This window comes from Bradyrhizobium sp. Leo78 (assembly GCF_059512425.1).
Genome location: NZ_JCAMOT010000011.1, coordinates 1 through 14,697, shown reverse-complemented (window position 1 = coordinate 14,697; position 14,697 = coordinate 1). Strand labels below are relative to the sequence as shown.

The 14,697-nt window shown below is 64.1% G+C and carries 16 protein-coding genes and 1 other RNA gene; 8 read left to right on the top strand and 9 right to left on the bottom strand.

Annotated elements, in window-relative coordinates; genetic code table 11:
- Positions 1-36: 36 nt before the first annotated feature.
- Both AC5ZG1_RS16355 and dapE read left to right on the top strand, forming a co-directional pair.
- A complete protein-coding gene (locus AC5ZG1_RS16355) occupies positions 37-1,245 on the top strand; it encodes an MFS transporter (protein ID WP_496133474.1) in 1,209 nt (402 codons plus the stop codon).
- Between the two features lie 89 nt (positions 1,246-1,334).
- Positions 1,335-2,489 carry a succinyl-diaminopimelate desuccinylase gene (gene dapE / locus AC5ZG1_RS16350; protein ID WP_496133473.1) on the top strand — a complete coding sequence of 385 codons (1,155 nt, stop codon included), beginning with the start codon at positions 1,335-1,337 and terminating at the stop codon, positions 2,487-2,489.
- Positions 2,490-2,718: 229 nt separating this feature from the next.
- Here the strand turns inward: dapE and AC5ZG1_RS16345 are convergent, their stop codons facing one another.
- From AC5ZG1_RS16345 to def, 4 genes are all read right to left on the bottom strand, one after another.
- Positions 2,719-3,054 carry a GIY-YIG nuclease family protein gene (locus AC5ZG1_RS16345; RefSeq protein WP_456646628.1) on the bottom strand — a complete coding sequence of 112 codons (336 nt, stop codon included), beginning with the start codon at positions 3,052-3,054 and terminating at the stop codon, positions 2,719-2,721.
- A 21-nt stretch (positions 3,055-3,075) separates the two neighbouring features.
- On the bottom strand, positions 3,076-3,813 hold the full coding sequence (truA, locus tag AC5ZG1_RS16340) for a tRNA pseudouridine(38-40) synthase TruA (protein ID WP_496133472.1): 738 nt from the start codon (positions 3,811-3,813) through the stop codon (positions 3,076-3,078).
- 6 nt (positions 3,814-3,819) lie between these two features.
- Positions 3,820-4,755 carry a methionyl-tRNA formyltransferase gene (gene fmt / locus AC5ZG1_RS16335; RefSeq protein WP_496133471.1) on the bottom strand — a complete coding sequence of 312 codons (936 nt, stop codon included), beginning with the start codon at positions 4,753-4,755 and terminating at the stop codon, positions 3,820-3,822.
- 133 nt (positions 4,756-4,888) lie between these two features.
- Positions 4,889-5,416, bottom strand: a complete 528-nt coding sequence (gene def / locus AC5ZG1_RS16330) for a peptide deformylase (protein WP_456646631.1) — start codon at positions 5,414-5,416, stop codon at positions 4,889-4,891.
- Between the two features lie 170 nt (positions 5,417-5,586).
- Here def and AC5ZG1_RS16325 point away from each other — a divergent pair, with 170 nt between their 5' ends.
- The 3 genes from AC5ZG1_RS16325 (at position 5,587) to AC5ZG1_RS16315 (ending at position 8,613) form a co-directional block, all read left to right on the top strand.
- A complete protein-coding gene (locus tag AC5ZG1_RS16325) occupies positions 5,587-6,795 on the top strand; it encodes a DNA recombination protein RmuC (RefSeq protein WP_496133470.1) in 1,209 nt (402 codons plus the stop codon).
- 56 nt (positions 6,796-6,851) lie between these two features.
- Positions 6,852-7,151 (top strand): GIY-YIG nuclease family protein, encoded by a 300-nt coding sequence (locus tag AC5ZG1_RS16320; protein WP_456646633.1) that lies wholly within the window; start codon positions 6,852-6,854, stop codon positions 7,149-7,151.
- Positions 7,152-7,242: 91 nt separating this feature from the next.
- The gene (locus AC5ZG1_RS16315; RefSeq protein ID WP_496133469.1) at positions 7,243-8,613 is read left to right on the top strand and encodes an AmpG family muropeptide MFS transporter; all 1,371 of its coding nucleotides are present in this window, start codon (positions 7,243-7,245) and stop codon (positions 8,611-8,613) included.
- Between the two features lie 105 nt (positions 8,614-8,718).
- Here the strand turns inward: AC5ZG1_RS16315 and AC5ZG1_RS16310 are convergent, their stop codons facing one another.
- The 5 genes from AC5ZG1_RS16310 to ffs form a co-directional block, all read right to left on the bottom strand.
- Complete coding sequence (locus AC5ZG1_RS16310; protein ID WP_208828078.1) at positions 8,719-9,153, bottom strand: hypothetical protein; 435 nt, start codon at positions 9,151-9,153, stop codon at positions 8,719-8,721.
- 24 nt (positions 9,154-9,177) lie between these two features.
- Entirely contained in the window at positions 9,178-9,783 is a 606-nt protein-coding gene (gene recR / locus AC5ZG1_RS16305; RefSeq protein WP_028169301.1) for a recombination mediator RecR, read from the bottom strand.
- Complete coding sequence (locus AC5ZG1_RS16300; RefSeq protein ID WP_028169302.1) at positions 9,784-10,104, bottom strand: YbaB/EbfC family nucleoid-associated protein; 321 nt, start codon at positions 10,102-10,104, stop codon at positions 9,784-9,786.
- 92 nt (positions 10,105-10,196) lie between these two features.
- Positions 10,197-12,014, bottom strand: coding sequence for a DNA polymerase III subunit gamma/tau (locus AC5ZG1_RS16295; protein ID WP_496133468.1), 1,818 nt, complete (start codon positions 12,012-12,014; stop codon positions 10,197-10,199).
- 109 nt (positions 12,015-12,123) lie between these two features.
- Positions 12,124-12,220: signal recognition particle sRNA small type (gene ffs, locus AC5ZG1_RS16290), an RNA gene on the bottom strand.
- A gap of 192 nt (positions 12,221-12,412) precedes the next feature.
- Here ffs and AC5ZG1_RS16285 point away from each other — a divergent pair.
- The 3 genes from AC5ZG1_RS16285 to AC5ZG1_RS16275 all read left to right on the top strand — a co-directional run bounded on the left by AC5ZG1_RS16285 (position 12,413) and on the right by AC5ZG1_RS16275 (position 14,435).
- On the top strand, positions 12,413-12,832 hold the full coding sequence (locus tag AC5ZG1_RS16285; protein ID WP_496133467.1) for an HIT domain-containing protein: 420 nt from the start codon (positions 12,413-12,415) through the stop codon (positions 12,830-12,832).
- Positions 12,833-12,839: 7 nt separating this feature from the next.
- Positions 12,840-13,790, top strand: coding sequence for an NAD(+) diphosphatase (gene nudC, locus AC5ZG1_RS16280; RefSeq protein WP_496133466.1), 951 nt, complete (start codon positions 12,840-12,842; stop codon positions 13,788-13,790).
- A 141-nt stretch (positions 13,791-13,931) separates the two neighbouring features.
- Positions 13,932-14,435 carry an Lrp/AsnC family transcriptional regulator gene (locus AC5ZG1_RS16275; RefSeq protein WP_028169306.1) on the top strand — a complete coding sequence of 168 codons (504 nt, stop codon included), beginning with the start codon at positions 13,932-13,934 and terminating at the stop codon, positions 14,433-14,435.
- Positions 14,436-14,697 lie beyond the last annotated feature (262 nt).

Below are 14,697 nucleotides of genomic sequence, written 5' to 3'. Positions count from 1 at the left end.
CGCTCATGGGGTATGATCGCTCGAAAGGTCATCCCTATGGCTGAGGCGAGCCCCCGACCAGCCCTTCGCGACATCCCGCCGGGTATCTGGGCGCTCGGTTTCGTCTCGATGCTGATGGATATCTCTTCGGAGATGATCCATGCATTGTTGCCGGTCTATCTGGTGACAGTGCTCGGCACCTCGATGGTCACCGTCGGCGTCATCGAAGGCATCGCCGAAGCGACGGCGTCGATCACCAGGATATTTTCCGGCGCGCTGTCCGATTGGCTCGGCCAGCGAAAATGGCTGGCGGCGCTCGGCTATGGCCTTGCGGCGCTGACCAAGCCAATCTTTCCACTGGCGCCGACAGTCGGCTGGCTGATGGCCGCGCGCCTCATCGACCGGATCGGAAAAGGCATTCGCGGCGCCCCGCGCGACGCGCTGGTGGCGGACATTGCTCCGGCGCATCTGCGTGGCGCCAGCATTGGCCTGCGGCAGTCGCTGGATACGGTCGGCGCCTTCGTCGGGCCATTGATCGCCATCGGCTTGATGTGGTTGACTTCAGACCATTTCAAGGCCGTGTTCTGGTTTGCAGTGATTCCTGGCTTGCTGTCGTTCGCACTTATCGCGTTTGCCGTGCGTGAACCCGCGCGGGCGAAAGGGTTGCGCGAGGTGCGCAATCCAATCAGCCTCGGCGAAATCAGAAATCTGGGCGCGGCCTATTGGTGGGTGGTGGCGATTGCGAGCGTGTTCACGCTGGCCCGCTTCAGCGAGGCGTTTCTGATCCTCCGCGCGCAGAATGTTGGCCTGCCGGTTACGCTCGCACCGGCCGTGCTGGTCCTGATGAATGTCGTCTATGCCGGCGCGGCATATCCGGCCGGCGTGGTGTCCGATCGCATGGACCGCACAACCGTGCTGGCGTTCGGCATCGTGCTTTTGATCGTCGCCGATCTTGCGCTCGCGCTGCTGCCCAGCATGACCGGTGCCGCGGTCGGCATCGCGCTGTGGGGACTGCACATGGGCTTCACGCAAGGACTGCTGGCGGCGCTTGTCGCGGATACCTCGCCCGCCGAGCTGCGCGGCACGGCTTACGGCTTCTTCAACCTGCTCTGCGGGATCGCAATGCTCGTGGCCAGCGTGATCGCAGGCGCATTGTGGGACAGTGCCGGACCGCAAGGCACCTTCTTCGCGGGTGCCGGCTTTGCGCTGCTTGCACTGGCAGGTCTGCTCACCGTGCGGGGCCGCGCCAAGGTCGCGGCAGGCTGATCGGCTGCGTCGCAGAGCCGCAACACGAAGTCGGGAGCATGCCGCGCAAGGCTGGCCCGCCGCCGCGGTGACGTGTTAAGTCCGGAAGCATGACCGATGCCATCTCCATCACGCGCGACCTTGTCCGCTGCCCTTCCGTCACGCCCGCCGACGCCGGTGCGCTCGGCGTGCTCGAGAACATCCTGAACGCCGCCGGCTTCGAGGTGCACCGCGTCACCTTCAGCGAGCCCGGCACCACCGACATCGACAATCTCTATGCACGTATCGGCGATCAGGCGCCGCACATCACCTTTGCCGGCCATACCGATGTGGTGCCGCCGGGCGACGAGTCCGCCTGGACGCATGGCCCGTTCTCCGGCGAGGTGAAGGACGGCTTCCTCTATGGCCGCGGCGCCGTCGACATGAAGGGCGGCATCGCCTGCAGCGTCGCCGCGGTGCTCGAATATCTCAGGGACAATGGCGGCAGGCCAAGGGGTTCAATCTCATTCCTGATCACGGGCGACGAGGAGGACGTTTCCATCAACGGCACGATCAAGCTGTTGAAGTGGGCGGCCGAGCGCGGCGAAAAGTTCGATCATTGCGTGCTCGGCGAGCCATCCAATGTCGAGGTGATCGGAGACACCATCAAGGTCGGCCGCCGTGGCTCGCAATCCGGCACGCTCCATGTCGAGGGCGTGCAGGGCCATGTCGCCTATCCGCACCGCGCCTCCAATCCGGTGCCGGACATCTCGCGGTTGATCGTGGCGCTGAGCGACGAGCCGCTCGACCATGGCAGCGCGCAATTCCAGGCCTCCAACCTCGAATTCACCTCCGTCGACGTTGGCAATGCAGCGAGCAACGTCATCCCCGGCCAGGCGCGGGCGAAATTCAACATTCGCTACAACGACAACCACACCCAGGAGAGCCTGCGCAAGCTGGTGGAGGAACGCCTCGCCAAAGCCTGCGGCAACCGCATCCGCGCCCGCATCGTCTGGGAGCCATCGAACTCGAACGTGTTCGTCACCAAGCCCGGCCCGTTCACCGACCTTGCGGTGGCGGCGATCGAAGCAGTGACGGGACGCAAACCGGAGCTCTCGACCTCGGGCGGCACGTCGGATGCGCGCTTCATCTCGAGCTATTGCCCGGTGATCGAATTCGGCCTGGTCGGCCAGACCATGCACCAGATCAACGAACGCACGCCGGTCGCCGATCTGGAAAAACTGACGCAAGTCTATCGCAGCGTGCTGGACAGGTATTTTGGGTAGCGCTGAGGCTTTCCTCGGCCTTAGCTCCCTAGTCCGCCGTCATGGCCGGGCTTGTCCCGGCCATCCACGCCTCTCCGCCTGGTAACCTCTCCATCGTCATGCCCGGCCTTGTGCCGGGCATCCACGCCCTTCTCCAGCCTCCCACAAAGAAAGACGTGGATGGCCGGGACAAGCCCGGCCATGGCGCGGGTGGAAGCAGTTCACCAACAATGGGAAGCAACAAGCCCCGCTACTGGGTGATCGTCTCATACAGATCATTCCACTCGGGATTGCCGGCCAGGATCAGCCTAACCTTCCACTTGCGCGGCCAGTGCTTCATATTGTGCTCGCGTTGGATGGCAGTTTGGATGTCTTCGTACCGTTCGAAATACACCAAGCGCTTCACCGAATATTTCTTGGTGAATCCAGGGACCAAGCCGTTTCGGTGCTCGTAGATGCGGCGAACGAGATCGTTCGTCACGCCGACATACAGGATGCCGTTCGCTGCACTTGCCAGAATGTAGACGTAGCCCCCACGCATGGTCGCATGTTGACGCACGTGGATGGCCGGGACAAGCCCAGCCATGATGGCGAAGTAGCGTCGGCCCTAATACTCCACCCGCACCAGATAGAGCCCCTCCGGCGGTGCCACCGGGCCGCAGGCGGCGCGGTTGCGGGCGGCGAGCGCTGCGGCGAGATCGTCGGCGGTCCAGCGGCCTTCGCCGACCCAGACCAGCGAGCCGACCATCGAGCGCACCTGGCTGTGCAGGAACGAGCGCGCCGAGGTGACGATGCTGACCGCATCGCCGCTGCGCGTAACGTCAAGCTGGTCGAGCGTTTTCAGCGGCGATTTGGCCTGGCATTCGGTGTCGCGGAAGGTCGTGAAATCGTGCTTGCCGATCAGGCGCTGCGCGGCTTCATGCATCGCGTCCGTATCGAGACGGCGCGGCACGCGCCAGACGCGGCCGATGTCGAGCGCGAGGTTCGCGCGCGTGCTCCGGATACGATAAAGATAATGACGCTTCTTCGCGGAGAAGCGCGCCTCGAAATCATCCGGCACGATCTCGGCTGCGAGCACCGCAACCGGATGCGGGCGCAGATGCGCGTTGAGACCATCGCGCAGGCGGTCCGGCGGAAGCGGCTTTGCGATGTCGCAATGGGCGACCTGTCCGAGCGCATGCACGCCGGCATCGGTGCGGCCGGAGCCATGGACGCGCACGTCCTCACCGCACATCGCCTTCACCGCGGCCTCCAGCGCGCCCTGCACTGTCGGCGCCGTCTCCTGGATTTGCCAGCCGGAGAACGGTGTGCCGTCATATTCGATGGTGAGCTTGTAGCGGGGCATGACGGCTTAAGTGAACCGCGCGCCGGCCTTCAGCGGCGTGCCGCGCAGGAAGTCGACCGACTTCATCCGTGCCTTGCCTTCGCGCTGCAGCTCGAGAATGCGGATGGCGCCCTCGCCACAGGCGATCGCGAGATTATCGTCGAGCACCGTGCCGGATGTGCCCGAGCCGCTCGCCAGTTCGCAGCGAAGAATCTTGATGCGGACCGGTTCGCTATCGGCTGACAACTCGGCCCAGGCGCCGGGGAATGGGGAGAGGCCGTGGATGTGCCGCAGCACGGCGTGCGCAGGCCTGTTCCAGTCGATCCGCGCTTCCGCCTTCTCGATCTTGGCGGCATAGGTGACGCCGTCCTCGCTCTGCCTGGTCAGTTGCAGCGCGCCGCGTTCCAGCGCGGCCATCGCCCGCACCATCAGGTCGGCACCGAGCGGCGCCAGCGCATCGTGCAGATCGGCCGCCGTCATCCGGTCGGTGATCGCAAGCCGCTCGGCCATCGCGACATCGCCGGTGTCGAGGCCGACATCCATCTTCATCACCATCACGCCGGTCTCGGCATCGCCGGCCATGATGGCGCGGTTGATCGGCGCGGCGCCGCGCCAGCGCGGCAGCAGCGAACCGTGCAGGTTGTAGCAGCCAAGCCTTGGCGCATCGAGGACCGCCTGCGGCAGGATCATGCCATAGGCAACCACGACGGCCGCATCGGCCTGATGCGCGCGAAATTCCTCCAGCGCTTCCGGTGTCTTCAACGTCTTCGGCGTCAGTACGGGAATGCCGAGCCGCCGCGCCTCCTGCTCAACCGGCGTCGGTTGCAGTTGCAGGCCGCGGCGCCCGCCCGGCTTCGGCGCACGGGTATAGACGGCAGCGATCTCGTGGCCGTGGCCGGCCAGCTCGAGCAGCGTCGGCACGGCGAAATCGGGCGTGCCCATGAAGATCAGGCGGAGCGGCATTGGTCACACTTCAAATGGTTCAGTTTTCTCCGTCATGCCCGGGCTTGTCCCGGGCATCCACGTCTTGCCTGTCGCCGACCAAGGACGTGGATGGCCGGGACAAGCCCGGCCATGACGGCGGAGAGATTGTAACCTACTCCACCGCGCGCTTGGCGGCCTTGGCGAACTTCTTCAGCACGCGGTCGCGTTTCAGCTTCGACAGATAGTCCACGAACAGGATGCCGTTCAAATGGTCGATCTCATGCTGGATGCAGGTGGCGTAGAGGCCCTCGGCATCCTCTTCATGCACCTTGCCGTCGATGTCGGTGAAGCGCACGCGCACCCGCGCCGGCCGCTCGACCTCCTCGTAATATTCGGGGATCGACAGGCAGCCCTCTTCGTAAACCGACGTCTCCTCGGACGCCGAGATGATCTCCGGGTTGATGAAGACGCGCGGCTTCGGCGTGGTCTCGCCGTTCTCGTCCTTTTTCGCGAGATCCATGGTGACCAGCCGTAGCGGCTGCGCGACCTGGATCGCGGCCAGCCCGATGCCGGGCGCCTCGTACATGGTTTCGAACATGTCGTCGACCAGCTTGCGGATCTCAGGCGTGATCTTTTCGACGCGTTTGGAAACCAGCCGCAACTGCTTGTCCGGCAGGATGATGATTTCTCTCAAGGCCATGGCGGGCGATTTAAGCGCTTGATATGCCGCGGTCAATGCGATCCGGAACCGGTTAAGACGGCCTTAACCATGTTTCTTCAGACATTGTTAACCACGAAACTTCACGGCTTGTTAACCATAAATGTTCCACTTTCGTTCGCAGCCGCCTGCGAATCGGCTATAGCGCTTGCATGAACGAGATTCTCTTCATGGTCGGCGACTGGCCGGTCCGCGTCGCGGACGCCTTGGTTGCGTTCGGCGTGCTCGTGCTCATCCTGCTCCTGACGATCGCCATCGTGATCGCGCGGTCTTCCCGGCGCGGCGCGGAACTGGCTGTCGCGCAGACCATCCGCGCCGATGAGCTGGAAGAGCGGCTGAGCGAGGTGCTGCGCGCCCAGAGCGAGGCGAGCGGCCGGGTCGATGCGATGACGCAGGCGCTCGCCGGCCGCCAGGCGGAGATGGCCCGCGCCGTCAATGAGCGGCTGGATTCGGTCACCCACCGCGTCGGCCAATCCATGGAACAGACCACGCGCCACACGATGGACAGCCTGCGCCATCTGCATGAACGGCTCGGCATCATCGACAACGCGCACAAAAACCTCACCGACCTGACGACGCAGGTGACGACGCTGCGCGACGTGCTCGCCAACAAGCAGTCGCGCGGTGCCTTCGGCCAGGCGCGGATGGAGGCGATCGTCCAGGACGGGCTGCCGAAGGGCTCCTTCGAATTCCAGTTCACGCTCTCGAGCGGCAAGCGGCCGGACTGCGTGGTGTTCCTGCCGGACCAGCGCCCGCTCTGCATCGACGCGAAATTCCCGCTGGAGGCGATGACCGCGCTGCACGACGCACGCAGCGATGAGGAACGCAAGATTGCCAGCCAGCGCCTGCGGGGCGACGTGATGAAGCATGTCAGCGACATCGCGGAGAAATACCTGATCGCCGGCGAGACCCAGGACACCGCGCTGATGTTCGTGCCGTCCGAGTCGGTCTATGCCGAGATCCATGACGGCTTCGACGATGTGATCCAGAAGGCCTACCGCGCCCGCGTAGTGCTGGTGTCGCCGTCGCTATTGATGCTCGCGATCCAGGTGATGCAGCAGATCATGAAGGACGCACGGATGCGCGATGCAGCCGACCAGATCCGCACCGAGGTGATCAAGCTCGGCGACGATCTGTCGCGGCTGCGCGACCGCGTGCTCAAGCTGCAGAACCATTTCTCGCAGGTGAACGAGGACGTACGCCAGATCCTGATCTCCGCCGACAAGATCGAAAAGCGCGCCGGCCGGATCGAGGAACTCGATTTCAGCAAGTCAGACGCCCCGGTGGAACTGCCGCGGATCGTGACCAGCGGAAGACCCGAATTGTTTCCTGTCCCGCCCAAGCTGCAGGCGGGGGAGTAGGCAACCATTGTCATCGCCCGGCTTGACCGGGCGATCCAGTATTCCAGAGACGGCAGTTGGGCACGCGCAGCTATTACGTCTATATTCTCGCAAGCCGCATCGGAGGCACGCTCTACATTGGCGTAACGAATGATCTCGTGCGCCGCATCGCCGAACATAAGCTGAAGATCGCTGAGGGCTTCACCAAGCGCTATGAGGTGAGCCGCCTAGTCTATTTTGAGGTCTTTGAGGAGATCGAGCATGCGATTCATCGGGAAAAGCGACTGAAGAAGTGGCCGCGGGCCTGGAAGATCTCATTGATCGAAAAAGGTAATCCGGATTGGATCGATCTCTATCCCGAGATTGCGGGAACTTAAGAGTAATTCGAATAGGTCTCTGGAATACTGGATCGCCCGGTCGAGCCGGGCGATGACAGTCTTTCTTGGCCGAATCTGCTAACACGGCTCCATGACCGCGCCTGAAGCGACAGCCGCCGCGACCGAGAAAGCCGAGCCTGCCGCCACCTCCTGGCGCGACAGCCTTGCCGTCTATCTGCAGCCGCGCGTCCTGATCGTGCTGGTGCTGGGCTTCTCCTCCGGCCTGCCGCTGGCGCTGTCGGGCTCGACGCTGCAGGTGTGGATGCGCGAGGTCGGCGTCGATCTCGGCACCATCGGCCTGCTCGCGCTGGTCGGCACGCCCTACACGCTGAAATTCCTCTGGGCGCCGCTGGTCGATGCGCTGCACGTGCCGTTCTTCACGCGACATTTCGGACGGCGCCGCGGCTGGCTCTTGTTCTCGCAATTGTTGCTGATCACCACGATCCTGCTGCTCGCGGTCGCCGATCCCGCGCGCTCACCCTGGTTCGCCGCCTTTGCCGCGCTGCTGGTCGCCACCACCTCCTCGACGCAGGACATCGTCGTCGATGCCTTCCGCGTCGAGAGCCTGCCCGAGAGCGAGCAGGCCGCCGGCATGGCGTCCTATGTCGCGGCCTACCGCATCGGCATGCTGGTCTCGACCGCGGGCGCATTATTCATGGTCAGCGGATTCGAGGGCGCGGGCGTGGTGCGCTCGGCGGCATGGATGTGGGGCTATGTGGCAATGGCCGCCCTGGTCGTGATCGGGATGATCACCGCTTTGGTTGCAACCGAGCCGGCGCAGTCAAAGGACGCCGAAGCGGCCACAGCCGCGCAAACGGCGTTCTCGCGCGTGATCCAGGCGGCAGTCGGCGCGTTCTCCGAATTCCTGAGCCGGCGCGATGCCATTGCAGCGCTTGCCTTCGTCGTGCTGTTCAAGTTCACCGATGCGTTCTCGGGCACGATGACGGCGCCGTTCGTGATTGACATCGGCTTCAGCAAGGTCGACTACGCCGCGATCGTCAAGGGCGTGGGATTGGCCGCCACCCTGATCGGCGGCTTTGCCGGCGGTTTCGTGGCGCGGCGCTATTCGCTGGCCACCAGCCTGTGGATCGGCGGGATCGTGCAGGCGCTCGCCAACCTCTCCTTCTCATGGCTCGCGCTGGTCGGCGTCAACCAGTGGGCGCTGGCGCTGGCAATCACCTGCGAGAACTTCACCAGCGCAATCGGCACCGTGATCTTCGTCGCCTATCTCTCGGCGCTGTGCCGCAATCCCCTGCACACGGCGACGCAATATGCGCTGCTGACGGCGCTTGCCGCGGTGGGGCGCACCTATCTCTCGTCAGGCGCGGGTTTCGTCGCCAAGGCGACAGGATGGCCCTTGTTCTTCGCGATCTGCGTGCTGGTCGCGATCCCGAGCCTGATCCTGCTCGCCTGGCTGCAGCGCCGCGGGCATTTCGATGAATTAGGGCCGGTGAAGGTTTAGAACGTAGCCCGGATGGAGCGCAGCGTAATCCGGGACAGTCGGGGTTGTTCCGCGCGAAGATTCCCCGGATTGCCCTTCGCTTCCTCCGGGCTACGAGGCCAAACCTCAATGCTTCGTCACCACGCTCCATTTGGTGACGACAGCCTCGCTCATCTGCCCCGCTTCTTCCGCGCAGGCGACTTCGTCGACTTTCACCGAGATTTCCTTGCCGACAAAAGGCCTCAGTTGCGCGGCCTGCGCGTCATTGGCGGGGACAAGCTGGAACGTCTCAGGACCGGTCTCGAGATTGCACAGCCCGTTCGGCGGCGGCAGGCGGCGCGGTTCGCTGGTCAACTGATAGGTCGCGGTGCGCTTGCCGGCTTTCTTGATGTCGCGGACGCGCAGCGTGTTGAGCTCGCCCGACAGCACATCGCCAGCGTGGATTGGCTTGCCCGGCTTCGGCGAAGCCTCCGCCTCTTGGGCCAGCGCGGCGGGCGCGGTCAGCACCGCCCCCAGAATGACCGCAAAGCACAGGCGAATGCCGAATCGGTGGTTCGTCATCTCGTTCAGTTCCGTTGTGTTCAGCTAGAAGAGCGTTCGCTGCCGCATGGCTGCGGATAGCGTACCTTCATCGAGGTAATCAAGCTCGCCGCCGACCGGCACGCCATGCGCCAGCCGCGTCACCCGCACATTGGCCTCTTGAAGCATATCGGTGATGTAATGCGCCGTGGTCTGGCCATCCACGGTTGCATTCAGTGCCAGGATAATCTCGCTCACCTGCGGATCATGCGCGCGCGCCACGAGCTGATCGATGGTGAGATCCTGCGGGCCGACGCCGTCGAGCGGCGACAGCGTCGCGCCGAGGACGTGATAGCGGCCATTGGTCGCGTTCGCCCGTTCCAGCGCCCAGAGATCGGCGACGTCGGCAACGACAACGATGATGGAAGGATCGCGACGTGGATCGGTGCAGACCGTGCAGGGATTCTGCGTGTCGATGTTGCCGCAGGTCTTGCAGACCTGGATCTTGTCGATCGCCACCTGCAGCGCCGCGGCGAGCGGTGTCATCAGGGCTTCGCGCTTCTTGATGAGGTGCAGCGCCGCGCGCCGGGCCGAGCGCGGCCCGAGGCCCGGCAGCCGCGCCAGAAGCTGGATCAGGCGCTCGATTTCAGGTCCGGCGACGCTTGCGGCCATTCAGGTGAGACCAAGTCCGGGCGGCAGGCCGAGCCCGCCGGTGAGCGCCTGCATCTTCTCCTGCACCGCGAGTTCCGCCTTGCGGCGCGCGTCGTTATGCGCGGTGACCAGGAGGTCCTCGAGGATCTCGCGTTCCTCCGGCTTGATCAGGGATGGATCAATCCTGACGCCCTTCACTTCCATCTTCGCGCTCATGCGCACGGCGACGAGGCCGCCGCCGGAAATGCCCTCGACCTCAACATTGCCCAGTTCTTCCTGCATCGCCTGCATCTTGGACTGCAGCTGCGCTGCCTGCTTCATCATGCCGAGAAAATCAGCCATCGGTGGTCCCTTCAATCTGTTCGCGCATGATCTTCGCGCCAACGCTGCGCGTTTGTCGCGAAGCAAAACCGGCCCCACTTTCGCGGATCATGTTAGTCGTCGCTGTCGCCGCTCTCGATGGGGTCTTCGCCGACAATATCGGTCTCCGCCGGCTCAGCGGCAAGCCTGCGCACCTCGACGACCTTGGCGCCGGGAAAGCGCGCCAGAACCTCCTTCACCCGCGGATCGGCTTCGGCCGCGCGCTCGCGCTGGCTTTTTTCGGCGAGATTTTGCGAGCGAATGGTCGGCTGCCCGGCTTCGTTGGAGACGATCACGGTCCAGCGACGGCCGGTCCATAGTTCCAATTTGCGCGAGAGATCGGTGACGAGACCGCGCGAGGCATGCGGCTCCAGCGCAATTTCGAGCCGCCCGTCCTCGATCCGTACCAGCCGGACATCCGCTTCAAGCGCGCCCTTGGTCATCAAATCGCGCTTCTCGCCGGCAAGCGCGACAAGCTGCATGAAGCTGGTGACGCGCAGTGCCGGCGCCGACTGCGTCTCGGGCACTGCTGCCTGCGGTCGCAGCGATGCCTCCGCGCCGGCCCGGGGCATTGCCGCGGGAGCGCGCACCGGCGACGAGGCAATCGAGGAAATGGGCGCCGATGGGGCAGCCCGCGACGCTGTCGCGCCGCCCGCGACCACCGGCGACGCGCCGCCGTTCTGTTCGATCATCCTGATCGCTTCGTCCGGCGTCGGCAGGTCGGCGACATAGGCGATCCGCACCAACACCATCTCGGCGGCAGCGGCCGGGCGGGTGGCGGTCTGCACCTCGGCGATGCCCTTGAGCAGCATCTGCCACATCCGGGACAGCACCCGCATCGATAGTTTGGCTGCAAACTCGCGGGCGCGCACGCGCTCGGTCTCGCCGAACGCCACGTTGTCGGCGGTAGCAGGCACGATCTTCACGCGGGTGACAAAGTTGACGAATTCGGCGAGGTCAGACAGCACCACGACCGGATCGGCGCCGACATCATATTGAGCACGGAATTCGGTGAAGGCCGCCGCGATATCGCCGCGCGCCAGCGAATCGAAGAGGTCGATCACCCGCGTGCGGTCGGCAAGGCCAAGCATCTGCCGCACTTCCTCGGCGCGCACGGTTCCGGCCGCATGCGCAATCGCCTGGTCGAACAGCGACAGCGAATCGCGCACCGAGCCCTCCGCGGCCCGCGCGATAATGCCAAGCGCTTCGGGCTCGACCTCGACGCCTTCCTTGGTCGCAATGTTACCGAGATGCTTCATCAGCACGTCGGCCTCGACCCGGCGCAGGTCGAAACGCTGGCAGCGCGAAAGCACCGTGACCGGGACTTTGCGGATTTCAGTGGTGGCGAAGACGAATTTGGCGTGCTCTGGCGGCTCTTCCAGCGTCTTCAGGAACGCGTTGAAGGCCGCGGTCGAGAGCATGTGGACTTCGTCGATGATGTAGACCTTGTAGCGCGCACTCGCCGGCGCATAGCGCACGCTGTCATTGATCTGGCGGACATCGTCGACGCCGGTATGGGACGCGGCGTCCATCTCCAGCACGTCCATGTGCCGGCTTTCCATGATCGCCTGGCAGTGCAGGCCGAGCACGGGCATCTGGATGGTCGGCCCCTTCAGCGAGCCGTCGGGCAATTCATAGTTCAGCGCGCGGGCGAGGATGCGGGCGGTGGTGGTCTTGCCGACCCCGCGCACCCCGGTCAAAATCCAGGCCTGAGGGATTCGTCCGGTCTCGAACGCGTTCGAGACCGTCCGCACCATGGCCTCCTGGCCGATCAGATCGTCAAAGCTTGAAGGGCGGTATTTGCGCGCCAGCACCCGGTAGGGCTTTGCCGCTTCGAAGCCGGCCTGGCCGGCGCCTTCAGCCTGATTCGGAGGAGCGCCAGCGTCGTTCATTGGTCGATCCGCAATTGAATGTCTCTCGGGCCGGCTTTGCGGAAAGGAGCGGAATCAAGCGCAAAACCGCGGAACAGCCCGCCTTCTGCATGATTCGCTCGAAAAACAGGTAGGAGACTGACGAGCGACCCGATCCGGACCTCGTTAGGGCTGCTTCCTTCCGGACCTGACCCGGTTGGCGAGTGGCTCGTCCACCGCCAATCTCCCGGTCCCTATTTGGGGCCAATGGGGCCGGAAAGCAAGCGTGGCCTGCGCGGAACGCACCGGGCTTGTGCCGGAGGCCAGAAAGGCTTTAGGTGCCGTCATGCCCGGGCTTGTCCCGGGCATCCACGTCTTCCTCTACGTTGTGACAAGACGTGGATGGCCGGAACAAGTCCGGCCATGACGGGGAAATATGCATGTCCGCCTCGACCTGGTCGCTGCACGCACGCCTCAAGGAAGACACGATCGACATCGGCGATCTGCCGCTCTGCCGGGTGTTGGTCATCAAGGATGCCAATTACCCTTGGCTGTTGTTGGTGCCGCGCCGTGAGGGCGCGGTGGAGATCATCGACCTCGAGGAGGTCGAGCAGGCGCAGTTGATGACCGAGATCACCCGAGTCGCGCGCGCCCTGAAGGACATCACCAAATGCGACAAGCTGAACATCGCCGCGCTCGGCAACGCGGTGCCGCAGCTTCACGTCCATATCATCGCGCGCCGTACCAGCGACGCCGCCTGGCCGCGCCCGGTATGGGGCGTGGTGCCGCCGCTGGCACATGATGCCGAAGAAGTGCAGAATTTCATCAGCGCGCTTCGCCGCAAGATCTGGTTGGGTTGAAGAATAGATGTCAGCATTCGATAATTTTCCGCTGGGGCAGCCGGCCTTCGTCACCAATGTTCTCGACCGCGCCGCGCATCTGCGCACCAATGAGGAGAAGCTGTTCGCGCTGGAAAGCCGCCGCGACGCGCGCGCCTACGTGATCTACCGCGACTCGCTGGTGGTGAAGCAGGAGGAAACCGGTCCGCGGGCACTGCTTTCGGTTGAGGAGGCGCTGAAATTCGGCGCCAATCCAGGCACGGTGTTTCTGGGCCTGCGCCATAGCGCGCCGGTATTCGGCATGGGCATCGCGCCGCAGGCGGCGGAAAAGCTGGTCGGCCGCAGCGACGTCGCCGTCACCGAGCTGCGCGGGATGGCGATGCAGGGCACGGTCCCGCCCGACCAGCTCTCGGCGGTCGCGATGGCGAAATCCATGGTGACCTGGCACCAGCGCCACGGCTTTTGCGCCAATTGCGGTGCGCGCACCGCGATGAAGGAGGGCGGCTGGAAGCGCGTATGCCCGAGCTGCAAGGCCGAGCATTTTCCGCGCACCGACCCTGTCGTCATCATGCTCGTGACCCATGGCGACAGATGCCTGCTGGGCCGCCAGAAGCAATTCCCTCCGGGGATGTATTCCTGCCTCGCGGGGTTTGTCGAAGCCGCCGAGACCATCGAGGATGCGGTCCGGCGCGAGATCTTCGAGGAGTCGGGAATCCGCTGCACCGAGGTCAATTACTACATGACGCAGCCGTGGCCCTATCCGTCATCCCTGATGATCGGATGCACCGCGCGTGCAACCAACGAAGAAATCATCGTCGACCGCACCGAACTCGAGGATGCGCGCTGGTTCGATCGCGCGGAGGCGACCTTGATGCTCAAGCGGCAGCATCCGGATGGCCTGGCCGGTCCACATCCCTTCGCCATTGCCCATCATTTGGTCGGACGTTGGCTGCATGGGAAAGACGCAGCGGGCGCATAGTGGCTCCGCAACGTACTGAAGTTGAAGAGTTTTTGGGACAGGACGAGAGCGGCCGCCCGGCCGAGAACAGCCAATAGGCTTGCTTTAGAAGATTTTTCTCTATATGAGGGACTTAGCCCCTTCATATGGAACTTTTTTCTCATGACCGACCTCGCCGTTCCGCTGCATGACGCCAATCGCCGGCTTGACGCCATCGACCGCAAAATCCTGACCGTGCTGCAGGAGGACGCCTCCCTCTCGGTCGCCGAAATCGGCGATCGGGTCGGCCTGTCGTCCACTCCCTGCTGGAAGCGCATCCAGCGGCTCGAGGCCGATGGCGTGATCCTGCGCCGGGTTGCGCTGGTCGACCAGAACAAGATCGGGCTCGGCATCACCGTGTTCGTGTCGGTCGAGAGCTCCGACCATTCCGAGGCCTGGCTGCGCAAATTCGCCGACGCGGTGAGCGCCATGCCTGAAGTGATGGAGTTCTACCGGATGGCCGGCGACGTCGACTACATGCTGCGCGTCGTGGTCGCGGACATGTCGAGCTATGACATCTTCTACAAGAAGCTGATCAGCGCGGTGCCGCTGAAGAACGTCACCTCGCGCTTTGCGATGGAGAAGATCAAGTCGGTGACCGCGCTGCCGGTGCCGGCGGCGGCGTAGAAGAGGATTGCCTCATTCGAGCCGCCGCGACAAGTCGTCATACGCGGGCTTGACCCGCGTATCCATCGATCTTCGCAAAGAGTTCCCTTCGGGATGGATTGCCGGGTCAAGCCCGGCAATGACGCGTTGAGGACTCAAATCTTCTGATTGTACTCGCCGACCTCGGGATGCGTGCGCAGCACGCTATCCACGGTCTCGAACATGTCGCGCATGCGCTGCTCGCTGACCGGGCTTTCGACCACCACCACGAGCTCCGGCTTGT

Bases quoted from the DNA above. Each gene is read 5' to 3' on its own strand.
- AC5ZG1_RS16355 (WP_496133474.1), top strand. From the start codon at position 37: ATGGCTGAGGCGAGCCCCCGACCAGCCCTTCGCGACATCCCGCCGGGT.
- dapE (WP_496133473.1), top strand. From the start codon at position 1,335: ATGACCGATGCCATCTCCATCACGCGCGACCTTGTCCGCTGCCCTTCC.
- AC5ZG1_RS16345 (WP_456646628.1), bottom strand. From the start codon at position 3,054: ATGGCTGGGCTTGTCCCGGCCATCCACGTGCGTCAACATGCGACCATG.
- truA (WP_496133472.1), bottom strand. From the start codon at position 3,813: ATGCCCCGCTACAAGCTCACCATCGAATATGACGGCACACCGTTCTCC.
- fmt (WP_496133471.1), bottom strand. From the start codon at position 4,755: ATGCCGCTCCGCCTGATCTTCATGGGCACGCCCGATTTCGCCGTGCCG.
- def (WP_456646631.1), bottom strand. From the start codon at position 5,416: ATGGCCTTGAGAGAAATCATCATCCTGCCGGACAAGCAGTTGCGGCTG.
- AC5ZG1_RS16325 (WP_496133470.1), top strand. From the start codon at position 5,587: ATGAACGAGATTCTCTTCATGGTCGGCGACTGGCCGGTCCGCGTCGCG.
- AC5ZG1_RS16315 (WP_496133469.1), top strand. From the start codon at position 7,243: ATGACCGCGCCTGAAGCGACAGCCGCCGCGACCGAGAAAGCCGAGCCT.
- AC5ZG1_RS16310 (WP_208828078.1), bottom strand. From the start codon at position 9,153: ATGACGAACCACCGATTCGGCATTCGCCTGTGCTTTGCGGTCATTCTG.
- recR (WP_028169301.1), bottom strand. From the start codon at position 9,783: ATGGCCGCAAGCGTCGCCGGACCTGAAATCGAGCGCCTGATCCAGCTT.
- AC5ZG1_RS16300 (WP_028169302.1), bottom strand. From the start codon at position 10,104: ATGGCTGATTTTCTCGGCATGATGAAGCAGGCAGCGCAGCTGCAGTCC.
- AC5ZG1_RS16295 (WP_496133468.1), bottom strand. From the start codon at position 12,014: ATGAACGACGCTGGCGCTCCTCCGAATCAGGCTGAAGGCGCCGGCCAG.
- AC5ZG1_RS16285 (WP_496133467.1), top strand. From the start codon at position 12,413: ATGTCCGCCTCGACCTGGTCGCTGCACGCACGCCTCAAGGAAGACACG.
- nudC (WP_496133466.1), top strand. From the start codon at position 12,840: ATGTCAGCATTCGATAATTTTCCGCTGGGGCAGCCGGCCTTCGTCACC.
- AC5ZG1_RS16275 (WP_028169306.1), top strand. From the start codon at position 13,932: ATGACCGACCTCGCCGTTCCGCTGCATGACGCCAATCGCCGGCTTGAC.